This window comes from Dankookia sp. P2 (assembly GCF_050632255.1).
Taxonomy (GTDB): domain Bacteria; phylum Pseudomonadota; class Alphaproteobacteria; order Acetobacterales; family Acetobacteraceae; genus Paracraurococcus.
This window is the reverse complement of sequence record NZ_CP192581.1, coordinates 4,521,590-4,538,108: the sequence shown is the minus strand read 5'-3', so window position 1 is coordinate 4,538,108 and position 16,519 is coordinate 4,521,590. Positions and strand designations below refer to the sequence as shown.

11 protein-coding genes, 1 other RNA gene and 4 pseudogenes are annotated in these 16,519 nt (G+C 71.4%); 11 read left to right on the top strand and 5 right to left on the bottom strand.

Going from position 1 to position 16,519, the window contains the following annotated elements:
- Positions 1-155 precede the first annotated feature (155 nt).
- From ACQ86J_RS26845 to ACQ86J_RS26835, 3 genes and pseudogenes are all read right to left on the bottom strand, one after another.
- Complete coding sequence (locus tag ACQ86J_RS26845) at positions 156-1,574, bottom strand: MDR family MFS transporter (protein WP_431267934.1); 1,419 nt, start codon at positions 1,572-1,574, stop codon at positions 156-158.
- A complete protein-coding gene (locus tag ACQ86J_RS26840; protein ID WP_431267933.1) occupies positions 1,571-2,587 on the bottom strand; it encodes an NADPH:quinone oxidoreductase family protein in 1,017 nt (338 codons plus the stop codon). The genes ACQ86J_RS26845 and ACQ86J_RS26840 overlap by 4 nt, the downstream gene beginning before the upstream one ends.
- A 109-nt stretch (positions 2,588-2,696) precedes the next feature.
- Positions 2,697-3,481, bottom strand: a pseudogene (locus tag ACQ86J_RS26835) (tripartite tricarboxylate transporter substrate binding protein).
- Positions 3,482-3,730: 249 nt separating this feature from the next.
- Between ACQ86J_RS26835 and ACQ86J_RS26830 the strand changes: the two are divergent.
- The 5 genes from ACQ86J_RS26830 to ACQ86J_RS26810 all read left to right on the top strand — a co-directional run bounded on the left by ACQ86J_RS26830 (position 3,731) and on the right by ACQ86J_RS26810 (position 7,612).
- Complete coding sequence (locus tag ACQ86J_RS26830; protein ID WP_431267932.1) at positions 3,731-4,861, top strand: CaiB/BaiF CoA transferase family protein; 1,131 nt, start codon at positions 3,731-3,733, stop codon at positions 4,859-4,861.
- Positions 4,858-6,123: a hydantoinase/carbamoylase family amidase gene (locus ACQ86J_RS26825; RefSeq protein ID WP_431267931.1), complete on the top strand. Its 1,266-nt coding sequence runs from the start codon at positions 4,858-4,860 to the stop codon at positions 6,121-6,123. Before ACQ86J_RS26830 ends, ACQ86J_RS26825 begins: the two co-directional genes overlap by 4 nt.
- Positions 6,124-6,255: 132 nt before the next feature.
- Complete coding sequence (locus ACQ86J_RS26820; RefSeq protein ID WP_431267930.1) at positions 6,256-6,504, top strand: hypothetical protein; 249 nt, start codon at positions 6,256-6,258, stop codon at positions 6,502-6,504.
- 65 nt (positions 6,505-6,569) lie between these two features.
- Positions 6,570-7,328 carry a hypothetical protein gene (locus ACQ86J_RS26815; RefSeq protein ID WP_431267929.1) on the top strand — a complete coding sequence of 253 codons (759 nt, stop codon included), beginning with the start codon at positions 6,570-6,572 and terminating at the stop codon, positions 7,326-7,328.
- 20 nt (positions 7,329-7,348) lie between these two features.
- On the top strand, positions 7,349-7,612 hold the full coding sequence (locus ACQ86J_RS26810; protein WP_431267928.1) for a hypothetical protein: 264 nt from the start codon (positions 7,349-7,351) through the stop codon (positions 7,610-7,612).
- A gap of 136 nt (positions 7,613-7,748) precedes the next feature.
- Here the strand turns inward: ACQ86J_RS26810 and ACQ86J_RS26805 are convergent.
- Positions 7,749-10,799, bottom strand: a pseudogene (locus ACQ86J_RS26805) (efflux RND transporter permease subunit).
- A 110-nt stretch (positions 10,800-10,909) separates the two neighbouring features.
- A complete protein-coding gene (locus ACQ86J_RS26800) occupies positions 10,910-12,052 on the bottom strand; it encodes an efflux RND transporter periplasmic adaptor subunit (protein ID WP_431267927.1) in 1,143 nt (380 codons plus the stop codon).
- An 80-nt stretch (positions 12,053-12,132) separates the two neighbouring features.
- Here ACQ86J_RS26800 and ssrA point away from each other — a divergent pair.
- From ssrA to ACQ86J_RS26770, 6 genes and pseudogenes are all read left to right on the top strand, one after another.
- Positions 12,133-12,462: a transfer-messenger RNA gene (gene ssrA, locus ACQ86J_RS26795) on the top strand.
- Between the two features lie 84 nt (positions 12,463-12,546).
- Positions 12,547-13,044 carry an SspB family protein gene (locus ACQ86J_RS26790; RefSeq protein WP_431267926.1) on the top strand — a complete coding sequence of 166 codons (498 nt, stop codon included), beginning with the start codon at positions 12,547-12,549 and terminating at the stop codon, positions 13,042-13,044.
- Between the two features lie 249 nt (positions 13,045-13,293).
- A pseudogene (locus ACQ86J_RS26785) lies at positions 13,294-14,895 on the top strand (fumarate hydratase).
- Between the two features lie 6 nt (positions 14,896-14,901).
- A complete protein-coding gene (locus ACQ86J_RS26780) occupies positions 14,902-15,291 on the top strand; it encodes a RidA family protein (protein WP_431267925.1) in 390 nt (129 codons plus the stop codon).
- A 2-nt stretch (positions 15,292-15,293) separates the two neighbouring features.
- Positions 15,294-15,693 (top strand): annotated as a pseudogene (locus tag ACQ86J_RS26775) (VOC family protein).
- Positions 15,694-15,751: 58 nt separating this feature from the next.
- Complete coding sequence (locus ACQ86J_RS26770) at positions 15,752-16,483, top strand: lyase family protein (protein ID WP_431272542.1); 732 nt, start codon at positions 15,752-15,754, stop codon at positions 16,481-16,483.
- Positions 16,484-16,519: the final 36 nt, after the last annotated feature.

The following is a 16,519-nucleotide window of genomic DNA, read 5'->3' as shown; positions in this document are numbered from 1 at the left end:
AAAGCCCGGGGAGAAGGTATTCTCCCCGGACCCCTCATCTATTTCTGTGGGGCGGCACCCGACCCACAAAAGGAAAGGTGGGGTTTGGGGAGGGAATACTTTCCCCTCCCCAACCTTCCTTCACTCCGCCGCCACCCGCTTCACCCCATGCCCGCTCACCGCCTCCCCGCATCCGGCGCCAGCCGGGCGAAGAAGGGCGCCGAGGCGGCAACGACCACGGCCGCCACCAGGAAGGCCATGGCGAAGTCGTGCACCTGTGGCGCGTGATGCCCGGACAGCATCGCGCTCACCTCCAGCGAGGTCGTCGCCAGCACCACGCCGAGCGCCGGGGCCAGCTGCTGCGCCGTTCCGGCGAAGCTGGTCGCGGCCGAGAGCCGCGCGGTCGGCACGTCCGCGAAGGCCAGCGTGTTCAGCGCGGTGAATTGCAGGCTGCGGAACAGCCCGCCCAGCGCCAGCAGGGCGAAGATCAGCGGCAGCGGCCAGTCCGGGGTGAAGGCCGCGGGCAGGGCCACCCCCACCGCGGCCACCAGGGAGGCGCCGATCAAGGCCCGGCGGAAGCCGAACCGCTTCAGCAGCGGCCGCGCCAGCGGCTTCATCGCCAGCGCGCCGAGCGCCGTGGCGAAGGAGACCAGTCCCGCCTCCGACGCCGATTTCCCGAAGCCCACCTGCAGCAGCATCGGCACCAGGAAGGGCGAGGTCCCGGCGCCGACCCGGAACAGCGTGCCGGCCAGGGTGGACTGGCTGAAGGTATGGATCTTCAGCAGCGAGAGATCGAGCGCCGGCCGTTCCACCCGCCGGCAATGCCGGATGGCCGCCCAGCCGAACATCAGCCCGAGCACCAGCCCGGCCTGCGGCATCCCCTGCGGCACCACGCCGCGGCCGATCGTCTCCAGCCCGAACATGAACAGCGCGAGCGCCGCGCCGATCAGGAAGAGCCCGGTGCGGTCCGGCGGGCCGGGACTGCCGGGCGGGATGGCCGGGATCTTCCAGGCGACCAGAGCGAGGCCGAGCGCGCCGATCGGGAGGTTGATCAGGAACACCGATTGCCAGCCGAAGGCATCGGTCAGGAAGCCACCCAGCGGCGGGCCGCTGATCGGCCCGATCATGGCCGGCATGGTCAGCCAGGCCATGGCGCTCAGCATCTCCTCCTTGCGGATCTGCCGCAACAGCAGCAGGCGGGCGACGGGGACCATCATCGCCCCGCCGACGCCCTGCAGGACGCGGGCGCCGATCAGCTTGGCGACGCCGGTCGCCCGGCCGCACAGCACCGAGGCCAGGGTGAAGACCACGATCGCGGTCATGAAGACGCGCTTGGCGCCGAACCGGTCCGCCACCCAGCCGGAGACGGGGATGAAGACGGTGAGCGCGACCAGGTAGGAGGTGATGGCGGCGCCGAGCCGGGCCGGTTCCACCGCCAGGTCCCGTGCCATGGCCGGCAGCGCGGTGGCGACCGCGCTGCTGTCGAGGTTCTGCATGAAAAGCGCGCTTGCGACGATGGCCGCAACCATGCGCGGGTCGGCCTTCTTCGCGGGCGCGGTCGTGGGGGCGGGTGGCGCCCCGCCGGTATCGCTCATGCCGACAGGCTAGGCCTCGCCCGGCCGCAGCACCACCCGCCCCACCGCATTGCGGCCGCGCACCTCGGCCATGGCCGCGCGGGATTGTCCCAGGGGAAGCTGGCATGCACTTCGGGCCGCAGCGCGCCGGCCGCCCACCAATCGACCAGTTGCTGCCAGAGCGCGCGAGCCCGCGTGGCATGGACATGACGGTTGTCTCCCGGCGACCAGCCGACATAGGTGCCCCAGTTCAGCCCGGCGACGGCGATGTTCTTCAGCAGCAGCAGGTTGATGGGCAGGGTCGGGATGCCGCCGGCAGCAAAGCCGATCGTCACCATCATGCCGCCATCGCCGAGGCAGCGCAGGTTGTCGTCGAAGACCGGCCCGCCCAGCGTGTCCAGCACGGCGGCGACGCCGGCGCCGCCCGTCGCCTCCCGCACCGAGTCGCGGAAGGGCAGCGCGCTGTCCAGCACCACATCCGCACCGCGGCTTTCCGGCACGTGCCGCTTGTCGGCGCCGCAGCGGGCGACGACCCGGGCGCCGAGCGCCTTGGCGATCTCGACGCCGGCCAGGCCGACGCCGGCCGCGGCGCCATGCACCAGCACCCATTGGCCCGGCTCCACCCGCGCCCGCCACATCAGGGCGGAGCCGGCGGTCGGGTAGCTAATCGGCATGGCAACGGCGGCGTCGAGCGGCGCCCCGGCGGGGATCGGCACGACATGGATGCTGTCCGCGACCGCTTCCTCCGCCAGCCCGCCCCAGTCGAGCACGGCGAAGACCCGGGTGCCCGGCGGCAGCGGGTTCGCCACGTCAGGGGCGGATCCGATCACCGTCCCGGCGATCTCGGTGCCCGGCGTGAAAGGCAGCGGCGGCTTGCGCTGGTACTTGCCGGCGACGACCAATTGGGTGGCGAAGCTGACGCCCGAGGCCTCGACCTTGATCCGCACTCCGCCCGGCCGCATCGGCGGGGGCGGAATCTCCTTCATCTCCAGCGCGTCGAATTCACGCCAGCTTTCGCAGACCAGGGCGCGCATCAGGGCCTCTTCGGAAGCGGCCGGCGATGCGCCGGCCAGGGATGGGTCTTGGTGGCAGGGTCGGGATTCCGGCCGGCACGCCACGCCGCAGCCGTATCGAGGACGGCCTTCAGTCCAGCGTCACGCGCGCATCGCGCACGAGCCGTCCCCAGCGGTCGTATTCGCGGGCACAGAACAAGGCGAATTCCTCCGGCGTGTCGGCCACCGGCTCGGCGCCCAGGGTGGCGAGCTTCTCCCGCACCTCCGGCACCCGGACCGCGGCGGCGACCGCCTGCTGCAGGCGGCCGACGACGGGCGCAGGCGTCTTCGGCGGCGCCCAGATGGCATACCAGGTGGCGATGTCGAAGCCGGGCACCCCGGCCTCGGCCACCGTCGGCAGGTCCGGGTAGGCGGCGACGCGCCTCGCCGTGGTGACGGCCAGCGGCCGCAGCAGCCCGGACCGGACCGCGCCGGCGCTGGAGGGGATGCTGTCGAACATCAGCTGGATATTGCCGGCGATCAGGTCCTGCACCGCCGGCCCGGCGCCGCGATAGGGCACGTGCACCATCTCGGTCCCGGTCATCAGCTTGAACATCTCCCCGCCAGCTGCAGCGCCGAGGCATTGCCGGAGGACGCATAGGACACCCGCCCGGGATTGGCCTTCAGGTAGGCGACCAGCTCCGCGATGCTGCGGACGGGCAGGTTGGGGTTCACCACCGCCACCAGCGGCACCCTGGCCATGTTGGTCACCGGGGTGAAATCGGCCAGCGCATCGAAGGGCATGGCACGGTTGAGATGCGGGATGATCACATGGATCGATGCGTTCATCAGGAAGGACTGCCCATCCGCTGACGCCCGGGCGATGACCTCCGAGCCGATGACGCCGGAGGCGCCCGCCCGGTTCTCGATCACCATGGGCTGGCCGAGCTCCTGCGCCAGCCGGGCGGCGACCACCCTTCCGAGGATGTCGGTCGGCCCGCCCGGGGGATAAGGGACGACGAAGCGGACGGGCCGCGATGGCCAGTCATTGCCCTGCGCGAAGGCCGCCGGCGCCGCCAGCAGCCCGCCCAGGGCGAGCCGCCGCGTGATCCCTCTGCCGGACATCCCTTCCCCTCCGCGCCGTTCCGGGCAGGATAGGGGCGGAAACGCCCGAGGGAAAACGCCATGGCCGACAGGTTGCAGCCCTACCGGGGCCTTTTCGTGCTGGATGCCAGCCAGGGCATCGCCGGCCCCTATTGCGCGACCCAGCTCGCCGCCTGCGGCGCGACGGTGGTGAAGATCGAGCCGCCCGCCGGTGACTGGTCGCGCGGCCTCTCGACGCGGGAGGGCACGCAGAGCGTCATGCATGTCAGCTTCAACCGCGGCAAGCGCAGCGCGGTGCTGGATTTGCAGTCTGAGGCCGGGCGCGCCGCCATGCTGAAGCTGGCAGCCAAGGCCGACGTGATGCTCGAGGCCTTCCGCCCCGGCGTGGCGAAGCGGCTCGGCCTGGTGCCGGAAGCCGGCAAGCCGGATGTCGTGTTCCTCTCCGTCTCCGGCTTCGGCCAGCGGGGCCCGCATTCCGAGCGCCCCTGCACCGACAGCGTGATGCAGGCCTATAGCGGCATGGTCTCGCTCAATGTCGGCATGGATGGCGTGCCGCACCGCACCGGCCAGATCATGGCGGTGGACATGGTGACCGGCCTCTCGGCCTTCATCGCGGTGCAGGCGGCGCTGGCCGAGCAGGCGCTGGACCGGGTGGCGGGCGCCGCGCCGCGGGCGCGGGTGCTCGACGTCTCCCTCATGCAGAGCGCCGCGGCGCTGATGGGCTTCAACATCGCCGAGCAGGGGCTGCTCGGCCGCGTCCCGCCGGCCGCCAACCTGCCGGCCGGCACCTACCAGGGCAGCGACGGCCGCTGGTTCATGGTGGCCCTGCTGCGGGAGCCGGAATACGTCCAGCTCTGCGGGATCATCGGCCGGCCGGAGCTGGCGACCGACCCGCGCTTCGCCAGCTTCGCGCTGCGGGCCGAGCACCGCGACGCCCTGCTGCCGGAAATCCGTGCCGCCGCCGCCACCCAGCCCGCAGCGGAATGGGTGCGGCGCTTCCAGGCGGTGCGGATGCTCTGCGACCTCGTGAACACGCCGCTCGACTGGCTGGCCGACCCGCATGCCGAGGCGGTCGGCGCCGCGGTGCCGCTGGACCAGCCGGGGCTCGGCACCCTGCCCTTCCCCCGCCTGCCCGGCCTCGGCCCCTGGAGCGTGCCGGCACCGGCGCTCGGCGAGCATACCGAGGAGGTGCTGCGGGAGATCGGGCTGTGACCCTCGCCGACGCCGTCGCGGCGCAGGCGCCCCTGGTGCAGCGGCTGCTGGACGGCCTCGCCGCCATCGGCGCCGACCCACCCGGCATCACGCGGGACGCCTATGGCCGGGGCGAGAACGAGGCGCAGGCGCTGATCGCGGCGGCCGGCGCTGCGCTCGGGCTGGAGGCGCGGCGCGATGCCGGGGCGAACCTGGCGCTGCGCTGGGCCGGCACCGACCCCGATGCGCCGCCCATCCTGATCGGCTCGCATCTCGACAGCGTGGTGCAGGGCGGCAATTTCGACGGCGCGGCGGGGGTGGTCGCCGGCATCGCCGCGGTCGCCGCGCTGCAGGCGGCGGGCATTCGGCCGCGAATGGATATCGAGGTGCTGGCGCTGCGCTGCGAGGAGGCGGTGTGGTTCGGCCTCGGCCTGATCGGCAGCCGCTGCCTGCTGGCCCGGCTGCCGCCCGGCGCGCTGGACCTGCCGCATGCCCGCACCGGGCTGACCTTGGCCGAGTCCATCGCCGCCTGCGGCGGCGACCCGGCGAAGCTGGGCCGGCCGCTGCGCGACCCGGCGCGGCTCGGCGCCTATCTCGAGGTGCATATCGAGCAGGCGCCGCAGCTGGTGGAAGCCGGGGCGCCGGTCGCCATCTGCCTCGCCAATCCCGGCAACGTGCGGCACCCCTTCATCCGCATCACCGGCGAGGACGCGCATACCGGCCTGCCGCACCGCTTCCGCCGCGACGCGGCGCTGGCCGCCGCCGACCTGGCCCTGGCGCTCGAGGCGATGTGGCTGGCGGAGGAAGCCGAAGGCCGCCCCATGGCGGTCACCATCGGCCGCTTCCACACGCCGGTGGAGCGGCACAGCCTGACCATGGTCTCCGGCCGGTTCGAGCTGAGCCTCGACCTGCGGGCCTATTCGGCGGCGCATCTGCAGGCGCTGGAGGCGAAGCTCGGCTCGATCGTCGCCGAGGTCGCGGGGCGGCGCGGCGTGCGGATCGCGCTCGGCGAGCGCAGCGCCGCGGCACCCGGCCCGATGGACCCGGGGATCATCGAAGGCCTGGCCTCCGCCGCGACGCGCGCCGGGCTGGAAGCGCCGCGGCTGAACAGCCCCGGCAGCCATGACGCGAATAATTTTGCCGCGGCCGGCGTGCCGACGGGCATGCTGCTCGTCAGGAACCGTAACGGGAGTCACAACCCGGAGGAAGCGATGGAGACCGGGGATCTGATGGCCGCCGTCGCGGTGCTCGTGCATTGGCTGGCGGAGCGCGCAGAGGCGTAAAGGCTGGGGAGGAAAAAGCATGTCGTCCCGAGGTCGGCATTCGCCGCGCGGCGGGTGCCGGACTCGGAAAATAGAGGAGGGTCCAGGGAGGATACTTCCTCCCTGGCCTTCCATGCAGGAAGGACCAATCCGATGCAGCAGGACGCCCAAGGCAATGCCATCTCGGCCGCCGGCGCCGAGGCCGCCCGCGCCTTCGACCACACCATCGCCGGCTATCTCGGCTACCGCTCTCGACACGTCGCAGCGCATGCAGGCGCTGCTGGCGGCCGACCCGGAATGCGGCATGGCGCATGCGCTGAAGGCCGCTTTCCTGCTGCTCGGCTACAAGCAGGACTTCGTGCCGCTGGCGAAGGATCTCGATTGCCACCGCCAGACGGCTGACCGCGCGCGCGACGCCGCGGGAGCAGGCGCATGTCGCCGCCCTGGCGGCCTGGTCGGAGGGCGAGATGGACCGGGCGCTGGCAGCCTGGGAGGGCATCCTGGCCGAGCACCCGCGCGACATCCTCGCCTTCCGCCTGCACCACTTCTGCGCCTTCTGGCTGGGGCGGCCGGAGACGATGCTGGCCTCGGTCGAGCGGGTGCTGCCGGCCTGGAGCCGGGAGATCCCCGGCTATGGCGGCGTGCTCGCCTGCCGCAGCTTCGCCAACGAGGAAGCCGGGAACTACACCATCGCCGAGGCCGCGGGGCGCGCCGCCATCGCGCTCGACCCCGGCGACCTCTGGGCGGCGCATGCGGTCGCGCATGTGCTGGAGATGCAGGGCCGCCGGAGCGAGGGGATCGCCTGGATCAGGGACCTGGAGCCGCACTGGGAGGGCGGCAACAACATCACGCACCATCTCTGGTGGCACCGGGCGATGTACCACCTGGAGCAGCGCGATTTCGCCGGCGTGCTGTCGCTGTACGACACGCGCTTCCGCAACCTGGCGAGCCCGGTCACCCAGGCGCAGCCGGACCTCTACATCGACGTGCAGAACGCGGCCTCCATGCTGTTCCGGCTGTCGCTGCACGGGGTGGAGGCGGGCCATCGCTGGGAGGAGCTTGGCGGACAAGGCGGAGGCGAGGATCGGCGACACGCTCTCGGCCTTCACCCTGCCGCACTGGATGATGGCGCTCTGCGGCGCCGGGCGCTGGGCGGCGGCGGGGCGGCTGATGGATTCTGCTGCGCGACGCGGCGCGCCGCAATGCCGGTACCAACGGGCCGCTGATCGCCCGCTATGCGCTGCCGGTGGCGGAAGCCGTGCTGAAGCATGCGCGGGGCGACCATGCCGGTGCGGTCGCGGCGATGCGGCCGGCGCTGCAGGGCATGTACCAGCTCGGCGGCAGCCACGCGCAGCAGGATGTCTTCGAACAGCTCTTCCTGCATGCGGCGATGAAGGCGGGCCAAACCGGCGATGCGCGGATGCTGCTGGAACGCGTCGCCGGGCGGCATCCGGTGCCGCCGGAGCGGCGCGTGGGGTACGCGGAGGCGGCGCGCAGCGTGGCGCACTGAAAGGTCGGGGAGGGAAAGTGTTCCCTCCCCGAACCCCACCCTTCCTTTTTGTGGGTCTTGCAGCCGCCGCACAGCGAGTGCCGACTCAGAGAAATAGATGAGGGGTTCGGGGAGAATACCTTCTCCCCGATCTTTCTTATTTCCGCCCCGCGACCCAGGGATAGAGCGTCGGCAACACCAGCAGCGTCAGCATGGTCGCAGTCACCAGCCCGCCGATCACCACCGTGGCCAAGGGCCGCTGCACCTCGGCCCCCGCGCTGGTCGAGATCGCCATTGGCAGGAAGCCGAGGCTTGCGACGGTCGCCGTCATCAGCACCGGGCGCAGCCGCAGCATCGCCGCGTCGCGCGCCGCCGCCATGGCGTCCTTCCCCTCCAGCCGCTGCTCGACGATGGTGCTGACCAGCACCACCCCGTTCAGCACCGCGATGCCGAAGAGCGCGATGAAGCCGACGGCGGCCGAGATGCTGAAGGGCAGGTCGCGCAGCCAGAGCGCCAGCACGCCCCCCGTTGCGGCGAAGGGCACGTTGACGAAGATCAGCGCGGAGAGGCGGAGGCTGCGGAACATCACGTAGAGCAGGCCGAAGATCAGCGCGAGCGCCGCCGGCACCACCACGGTCAGCCGCGCCGTCGCCTCCTGCAGGTTCTGGAATTGGCCGCCCCAGTCCATCGAATAGCCCGCCGGCAGGCGGACCTGGCTTTGCACCGCGGCCTGCGCCTCGGCGACGAAGCTGGCGATGTCGCGGCCGCGGACATTGGCCTCCACGGTGATGCGGCGGCGGCCCTTCTCGCGGCTGACCTGGGCCGGCCCGTCCTCCACCACCACGCGCGCCAGCTGGGTCAGCGGCACGGCGCGGCCATTGGCGTCGGCGATGCGGAGCGCGCGGATGCGGTCGGGATCGGCGCGGTCCTCCGGCCGCAGCCGGACGCGGATGTCGAAGCGGGCATTGCCCTCGACCAGCGTGCCGACGGTGCGCCCGCCCAGCGCCTCGACCACGTCGAGCACGTCGGAGGCATTGAGGCCGTAGCGGGCAACCGCCTCGCGGTCGATGATGATCCTGAGGTAGGGCTGCCCGGCGGTTTGCTCCGCCTTCACGTCGGCCGCGCCCGGCACCCGCGCCACCGCCTGCACCGTGGCCTCGGCGGCCCGGCGCAGCGCCGCCGGGTCGTCGCCATAGATGATGACGGCGACGTCGGAGCGCACGCCCTGCAGCAGGTCCTGCATGCGCATCTCGATCGGCTGCGACCAGGAAAGCTGGAGGCCGGGCACTTCCCGATCGAGCGCCTCGCCATAGGCGGCGATCAGCCCCTCGCGGTCGGGTGCCGTGGTCCATTCCTCGCGCGGCTTCAGGATGATGAAGCTGTCGCTCTGCTCGACCCCATCGGATCGGTCGGGATCTCCGAACTGCCGGAGAGGCTGACCACGGTCTTCACCTCGGGGAAGCGCAGCAGCGTCTTCTCCACCAGCGTCGTCGTCTCGACCGCGGTCGAAAGCCCGATGCTCGGCAGCTTGGTGATGGTGACGGCCAGCGCGCCCTCGTCGAGGCGCGGGATGAACTCGGCGCCGAGCCGCGTCGCCAGGATGCCGCTGCCGACCAGCAAGGCGAGGGCGATGCCGATGGCCGGCACCGGATGCCGCTCCGACCGCTCGAGCAGCGGGGCATAGGCGCGGCGGACCCGGGCGATGACCCAGCTGTCGTGCTCGGAGACCGGGCCGCGCAGCGCGAAGCTGGCCAGCACCGGCATCAGCACCAAGGTCAGCACGAGGGAGGCGACGAGGGCGAAGATCACCGTCAGCGCCATCGGGCGGAACATCTTGCCCTCGACCCCCTGCAGGCTCAGCAGCGGCAGGTAGACGACGGTGATGATGGTGACGGCGAACAGGATGGGACGGCCGACCTCATGCGCCGCCTCCCGCACCACCTGCTCGACCGGCCGCTGCGGCGCCTCGCCGCGGCGGCGGACGACGTTCTCGATCATCACCACCGCGCCGTCGACGATCAGGCCGAAATCGATGGCGCCGAGGCTCATCAGGTTGCCGGAGATCCCGGCATGCACCATGGCGGTGGCGGCGGCGAGCATCGACAGCGGGATCGCCAGCGCCACCACCAGCCCGGCGCGGATATTGCCCAGCAGCACCAGCAGCACCACCACAACCAGGACGGCGCCCTCGATCAGGTTCTTGGCGACCGTGTGGATGGTGCGGCTGATCAGGTCGGCGCGGTCGTAATAGGGGGCGATCTCGACGCCCGGCGGCAGGCTGCGGCCGATGCTCTCGACCGCCGTCCGCACCCGGTCGCCGACCTCCCGCGTGTTCTCGCCCAGCAGCATCAGGGCGATGCCGACCACCGCCTCGCCGCGGCCATCGCGGGTGACGGCGCCGAGCCGCGGGCGCGGCGCCGCGGTGACCTCGGCGATGTCGCGGACATAGAGGGGGACGCCCCCTCCCCGGTCCGCAGCACGACGCGGCCGATATCCGCCGGGTCGGCGATCAGACCCTCGCCGCGGATCACCGCCTGCTCGCCGTTCCGCTCCAGCGTCGCGCCGCCGCGGGCGCCGTTGTTGCGCTCGATGGCGGCGAAGACCTCGGCCAGCGACAGGCCGAAGCGGGTCAGCGCATCGGCCGCGACCTGGACCTCGTAGGTCTTCAGCTCGCCGCCATTGGCATTGACGTCGATGATGCCCGGCACCTGGCGCAGCCTTGGTGCGACCTGCCAGTCGAGGATGCTGCGCAGCTCCATCAGGCTGCGGCCGGCACCGCGCAGCTCGAACTGGAAGATCTCGCCCAATCCGGTCGAGACCGGCCCCATCTCCGGCCGGCCGGATTCGGGCGGCACCTGCACCGAGGGCAGGCGGGAGAAGACCAGGTTGCGGGCGGCGTAGATGTCCGTCTCGTCCGAAAAGCGGACATAGACGACCGAAAGCCCGTAGCGGGAGACCGAGCGGAGGTTCTCCATCCGCGGCAGGCCCTGCAGGGCGAGCTCCACCGGGAAGGTGATGAAGCGCTCGACCTCGAGCGGGCCGAGGCCGGGCGCCTGGGTGATGACCAGCACCTGCCGGGGGAGATGTCGGGCTGCGCGTCGATCGGCAGGCGGCGGAGGTCGTAGAGCCCCATCGCCACCAGCAGGCCGACCAGCATCAGCACGACGATACGGTTGGCCAGCGCCGCATCGACCAGGCGGGCGATCATGGCGCGTTAGTCCTTGGCATCGACGCGGCCCTGCAGCAGCAGGGCCTTGAGGCGGAAGCTGCCCTCGGTGGCGATGCGGTCGCCGGCCTCGAGCCCCTCGGCGATCTCGGTCATGCCGTCCTGCCGCAGGCCGGGCCGCACCGCGCGGGGGCGAAGCGCGCCTCCCCCAGCGCCAGGAAGACCACCGGCTGGTCGTCCACCGATTGCAGCGCCGCATCCGGCACCAGCAGCCCGTCGCGGCCCAGGGGGGCCGAGATCTCGACGATGGCGAACATGTTGACCTTCAGCGCGCCGTCCGGGTTGGGGATCTCGCAGCGCACCTTGGCGGTGCCGGTGCGGACATCGAGCTGGTCGGCGACATAGGCGACGCGGCCGGGAAAGCGCCGCCCGGGATAGGCCTCGACCGCGATGGCGACCGCGGCGCCCGGCTTCACCGCGGCCAGGTCGCGCTCGGGCACATCCGCCATGACCCAGACCAGGGAGAGGTCGGCGAGGGTGAAGATCTCCCGGTTGGTATCGACCAGCTCGCCCGGCGTCGCGCCGATCGCCAGCACGGCGCCGTCGAAGGGCGCCAGGATGGCGCCGCGGGCGTCGACAGGCGTCGGGGCGGAGAGCCGCACCGCATCGGCCGGCTCCTGCGCCATCGGTCCGGTCGGGCTGTAGCGGGCCAGCATCTCCCGCCAGTGCTCGACCTCGGTCGCCCGGGTCTGCACCGCGGCATCGGCCCGGGCCAGGTCGGCGCGGCGCCGCTCCAGCTCGCTCTGCGCCAGGGATCCGCCGCGGACCAGCTCGGTGGCCCGGTTCAGCGCGGCGCGGGCGGTCTGGGTCTCCGCCTGGGCCTGGCGGAGCGCCGCCTCGGCGCCGGAGAGCTGGTGCCGCGCCTCGGCCAGGTCGAGCGCGTCGAGGATGGCCAGGCGCTGGCCGGTGCGGACCCGGTCGCCGATCGCCACCTCGATCGCCTGCACCCGGCCGCGGGCGAGCGGCTGGATATGCGCCAGGCGCAGCTCGTTGAAGCCGACGCTGCCGGTGACGCGGACGCTGCGGACCAGCGGCCGGCGCTCCACCGGGGCGGTGCGCAGGCCGAAATTGGCGGCCGCCTCGGCCGAAAGCGTCACCTCCTGCGGCAGGACGGGCTCGGGCGCGGCGGCGGTCGCCTCGGGCGGCGGCGGCGCGGCGCCATGGCCAAGCAGGTATCCGCCCGCGCCGGCTGCAGCCGCCGTGGCGCCGAGCAACAGCAACTCACGGCGCGTCATGGCGCGGCGGCGGTCCCTTCGGTCATCGTGAACTCCCCGGCGCCACCAGATGGCAGGCAAGGCACCCGTCGCAGGATGCACCCCTGGCAAGTGCGGCCGCCCTGTCCTATATCAATGCCGTCGTCCGGGAGCGATCCCGACCGACTATGGTGATAAACACGGCTCGGGATAAGCGTTGCGGACCCGGGGGCAGTGCCCGGCGCCTCCACCATCTCAAGCGTCCATGTCGGGACGCCGGCGAGGGGCGAAACAGGCTCGACGCGCGTGGTAATGGGGCCGTTTTTGCCCGGCATGGTTCCGCCGTCATCGGGCCATTGATAAGTGCGAACGACAACGACGCACTCGCTGTTGCTGCGTAAGCAGTAAACAAGCGCGGTTCGGGGGGCACCGGGCAACAGAAGCCCCCCACTTTCCGAAAATCTCCCGACGGTTAATGAATCCTCCCACTTCCGTGAGTTGATCTCCTCGCTTATTTATAGGGGAAGGGTTGGATCATGAACGAGACCACTGCGCCCGTTGACAGTCTGTTGCCCTATGCCGAATGGGCCGAGGAAGCGCTGCGCGCCGTCGCGGTCGAGGCGCTGGATCATGCCGGCCGCCGCGGCCTGCCGGGCGAGCACCATTTCTACGTCACCTTCCGCACGGGATTCCCCGGCGTGGCCATCCCGGGCCACCTGAAGGCGCGCTACCCGCAGGAGATGACCATCGTCCTGCAGCACAAATTCTGGGATCTGAAGGTGGATCGCGGCGCCGGCAGCTTCTCGGTCGGGCTGTCCTTCGGCGGCGTGCCGGCGACGCTGGTGGTGCCTTTCAAGGCGCTGACCGCCTTCGCCGACCCGCAGGCGCGCTTCGGCCTGCGCTTCCCGGCGCCGGAGCCGGCCGCCGCCGCGCGCCGGTCGCGAAGCCGGCGGCAGCCGCCCCCGATGCCAAGCCGCAGGTGGTCAGCCTGGACGCCTTCCGCCGCAAGCGGGACTGACGCGGCCAGGACCTGAGCTCCCGCCGCCGCGCCGGTTGGCTTCGCGCCCGCGCTGGAGTAATCCCGCCGAGGATTGACGGCGCCGCCCGGTCGCCCCTGCACCCGGCAGGGGCCCCGCGGTGCCCCCGTGCGGAGATCGCCCGTGACCCCTCCCCAGGATGCCGCCGCCGCGCTGTCGAAGGACGACCTGCGCGGCCCCGCGCAGGATGTCGATGCCGGCCCGGTGAGCCAGCCAAGCCGCCCCTCCGGCTTCCTCTACAGCCCGATGTTCCCGCTGGCCGAGGACACCACCCCTACCGCAAGCTCCCGATCGAGGGCGTCTCGACCATCGAGGTCGAGGGCAGGACGGTGCTCAAGGTCTCGCCCGAGGCGCTGGAGCAATTGGCCTTCCAGGCCTGCAAGGACGTCTCCCACCTGCTGCGCCCCGGCCACCTGCAGCAGCTGGCGAATATCCTGAAGGACCCCGAGGCCTCGGCGAACGACCGCTTCGTCGCGCTCGACCTGCTGAAGAACGCCTCCATCGCCGCCGGCGGCAGGCTGCCGATGTGCCAGGACACCGGCACGGCGATCGTCTTCGGCAAGAAGGGCCAGCGGGTCTGGGTCGAGGGCGACGAGGAGGAGGCGATCAGCTACGGCGTCGCCCGCACCTATACCGAGACCAACCTGCGCTACTCACAGATGGCGCCCTTGAGCATGTTCGAGGAGGTCAACACCGGCAACAACCTCCCCGTCGACTTCTCCATCATGGCGGCGCCCGGCGAGCACCACGCCGACGAACTGCACCTGATGTTCGTCCTCAAGGGCGGCTGGCTCGGCTAGCAAGACCTTCCTCTACCAGCAGACCCGCGCGGTGCTGAACAAGCCGAAGCTGCTGGCCTTCATCGAGGAGAAGGTGAAGACCCTCGGCACCAGCGCCTGCCCGCCCTACCACCTGGCGGTGGTCATCGGCGGCACCACGGCCGAGACGGCGCTGAAGGCGGTGAAGCTTGCCAGCACGCGCTACCTCGACGGGCTGCCGACCGAGGGCGACCGCTCCGGCCACGCCATCCGCGACACGGCGCTGGAGGCCGAGGTGCACAAGCTGACGCAGAATCTCGGCATCGGCGCGCAGTTCGGCGGCAAGTACTTCTGCCACGACGTGCGCATCGTGCGGCTGCCGCGGCACGGCGCCTCGCTGCCCATCGCCATCGGCGTGAGCTGCTCCGCCGACCGGCAGATCAAGGCGAAGATCACGCCGGAGGGCGTGTTCCTCGAGGAGCTGGAGCACGACCCCGCCCGCTTCCTGCCGGAGACCACGGCCGACATCCTGGGCGGCGAGGTGGTGAAGATCGACCTCAACCGCCCGATGGCGGAGATCCGCGCCGAGCTTTCGAAGCACCCGGTGAAGACGCGCGTCTCGCTGACCGGCACCATGGTGGTGGCGCGCGACATCGCCCATGCCAAGCTGCAGGAACGCATCGACGCCGGCCAGGGACTGCCCGACTACATCAAGGACCACCCGGTCTATTACGCCGGCCCGGCCAAGACGCCGGAGGGCATGCCGACCGGCAGCTTCGGCCCGACCACCGCGGGGCGCATGGACAGCTACGTCCAGGCCTTCCAGGCGGCCGGCGGCAGCCTGGTGATGCTGGCCAAGGGCAACCGCAGCAAGGCGGTGCTGAACGCCTGCAAGGCGCATGGCGGCTTCTACCTCGGCAGCATCGGCGGCCCGGCGGCCCGGCTGGCGCAGGACTGCATCAGGAAGGTCGAGGTGCTGGAGTATCCCGAGCTCGGCATGGAGGCGGTCTGGCGCATCGAGGTCGAGGATTTCCCCGCCTTCATCGTCATGGACGACAAGGGGAACGACTTCTACGAGGGGCTGGAGTAGGCGCCGATGCGCAAGCTGATTTCCTCCGGTAGCCGCTTCGAGGAGGAGATCGGCTACAGCCGCGCCGTGGTGGACGGCGACCATGTCTGGGTCTCCGGCACCACCGGCTACGACTATGCCGCGATGACCATCGCCGACGACGTCGTTGCCCAGGCCGACCAGGCCTTCCGCAACATCGCGCAGGCCCTGGCCGAGGCCGGCGCCAGCCTCGACGACGTCGTCCGCGTGCTCTTCATCGTGCCGCGGCGGGAGGACTGGGAGCCCTGCTGGCCGGTGGTGAAGCGCCACCTGGGCAAGGCGAAGCCTGCCTCCACCCTCATCCATGCCGGGCTGCAGACCGATGCCATGCGCATCGAGATCGAAGTGACGGCACGCCTGCCGAAGGGACATCCGTAACCATGCGTTTCGCCGTGGATCGCCTCGACCACCTGGTCATCAACTGCACCGACATCGAAAAGATGGCGAGCTGGTACCAGCGCGTGCTGGGCATGGAGCGGGAGGATTTCGGCAGCCCCTCCCGCGTTGCGCTGAAATCTCGGCGGGCAGAAGATCAACCTACGGCCGCATGACGCCAGCCAGGCGGATTGGCTGGCGGCCAAGACCTGCCTGCCCGGCACCCAGGACCTCTGCTTCATCGTCGCCGTCGCGGTGGACGACATCGTCGGCCAGTTCCACAGCTGCGGCGTGACGATCGAGCTCGGCCCGGTCACGCGGCAGGGCGCGCTCGGCGCCATGGGCTCGGTCTATTGCCGCGACCCCGAGGGCAACCTGATCGAGGTCTCCTCCTACTCCCCGTGACCGCCGGCGCTTGACGGGCGGGTGATCTTCCCGCCCCCTCGGCGTTCTTCCGCAGACCATCCCTGCAGGGAGTGCGCCATGGCCGACCAGACCCGCACCGAGACCGACAGCCTCGGCACCATCGACATCCCGGCCGCCCGCTACTGGGGCCCGCAGACCGAGCGCGCCCCGGCAGCTCTTCCGCATCGGGACGGAACGCTTCCCGCCCGGGCTGATCCGCGCCGTCGGCCTCCACAAATGGGCCTGTGCCGAGGCCAATGGCCGGCTCGGCGAGCTGCCGGCCGAGCTGGTGGATCCCATCAAGCAGGCGGCGCAGGAAATCGCCGACGGCGCCCGCGACGCCGATTTCCCGTTGCCGGTCTGGCAGACCGGATCGGGCACCCAGACCAACATGAACGCCAACGAGGTGATCTCGAACCGCGCCAACGAGATCCTCGGCCAGCCGCTGGGGTCGCGGAAGCCGGTGCATCCGAACGACCACGTCAATCGCGGCCAGTCCTCCAACGACAATTTCCCGACCATGATGCACCTTGCCGCGGCCGAGGCGGTGGCGGGGCGGCTGCTGCCGGCGCTGGGGCGGCTGCATGCGGCGCTCTGGAAACGGTCGGAGGAATGGGCGGGCATCATCAAGATCGGCCGCACCCACATGATGGATGCGGTGCCGGTCACGCTCGGTCAGGAATCGGCGCCTGGGCGCGGCAGGTGGAGCTGGCTCAGGAACGGCTGCGCGGGGTCATGCCGCGGCTGCTCTCGCTGCCGCAGGGCGGCACCGCGGTCGGCACCGGGCTGAACCGGCACCCGGATTTCGACACGGTGTTCTGCGCGA

Coding starts and splice junctions, on each gene's coding strand:
- ACQ86J_RS26845 (WP_431267934.1), bottom strand. CDS start 1,574: ATGAGCGATACCGGCGGGGCGCCACCCGCCCCCACGACCGCGCCCGCG.
- ACQ86J_RS26840 (WP_431267933.1), bottom strand. CDS start 2,587: ATGCGCGCCCTGGTCTGCGAAAGCTGGCGTGAATTCGACGCGCTGGAG.
- ACQ86J_RS26830 (WP_431267932.1), top strand. CDS start 3,731: ATGGCCGACAGGTTGCAGCCCTACCGGGGCCTTTTCGTGCTGGATGCC.
- ACQ86J_RS26820 (WP_431267930.1), top strand. CDS start 6,256: ATGCAGCAGGACGCCCAAGGCAATGCCATCTCGGCCGCCGGCGCCGAG.
- ACQ86J_RS26815 (WP_431267929.1), top strand. CDS start 6,570: ATGGACCGGGCGCTGGCAGCCTGGGAGGGCATCCTGGCCGAGCACCCG.
- ACQ86J_RS26800 (WP_431267927.1), bottom strand. CDS start 12,052: ATGACGCGCCGTGAGTTGCTGTTGCTCGGCGCCACGGCGGCTGCAGCC.
- ACQ86J_RS26790 (WP_431267926.1), top strand. CDS start 12,547: ATGAACGAGACCACTGCGCCCGTTGACAGTCTGTTGCCCTATGCCGAA.
- ACQ86J_RS26780 (WP_431267925.1), top strand. CDS start 14,902: ATGCGCAAGCTGATTTCCTCCGGTAGCCGCTTCGAGGAGGAGATCGGC.